At 67.3% G+C, this 550-nt stretch carries 1 protein-coding gene; it reads right to left on the bottom strand.

Features of this window, described 5'->3' with window-relative positions:
* On the bottom strand, positions 1-521 hold a 521-nt coding region (locus A5784_RS20225; RefSeq protein WP_156750676.1), incomplete at its 3' end, for a DUF222 domain-containing protein.
* Positions 522-550: the final 29 nt, after the last annotated feature.

The raw sequence follows: 550 nt of genomic DNA on the forward strand, positions 1-550 counted from the left end.
CGCAGGATGTCCGGGGAGTTGCCGGTGGCGATGCCGGCCAGATCCGCGTCGATCTGGGTGCGGGTGGCCCCGTCCAGTGACACTGGGCAGGTGGCGAAGAACTTCTTGATGATCGCGACGTGGTCGGTGTTGATCTGACCGTTGGCCTGGGCGGCGGCGGTGGCCGGAAGCACCGGCTCCAGGGGTTCCCCCGACACCGCGGCCCGCGGGCCCAGCAGGGCGGCCTCGGTGACGCGGCGTTTGGCTTCGGTGGGGCTGATCCGCAACCGGATCGCCAGCGCGTCGGCCCAGTTTTTCGCGCCGATCTCGCGCGCGGTGGCACGTGACTGCACCTCGGCGAGCAACCGATGATCCACCGCAGGCGCACGGCGCACCTGGATTTCACGGCGGGACTGCAACTCCAACAGCTCCGGCAGACTCAACGCGTCGAAGTTCAACGTGGCCAGTTTGTCGCAGGCCGCCTCGTACTCGTCGAACACCGCCAGGACCGCTTCCCGGTCCATCACAGTGTTCGCAAGCATGTTCGAATTCTATCGCGATCGACCGACCC

This window comes from Mycobacterium sp. 852013-50091_SCH5140682 (genome assembly GCF_001665685.1).
In the GTDB taxonomy this organism is placed as follows: domain Bacteria; phylum Actinomycetota; class Actinomycetes; order Mycobacteriales; family Mycobacteriaceae; genus Mycobacterium.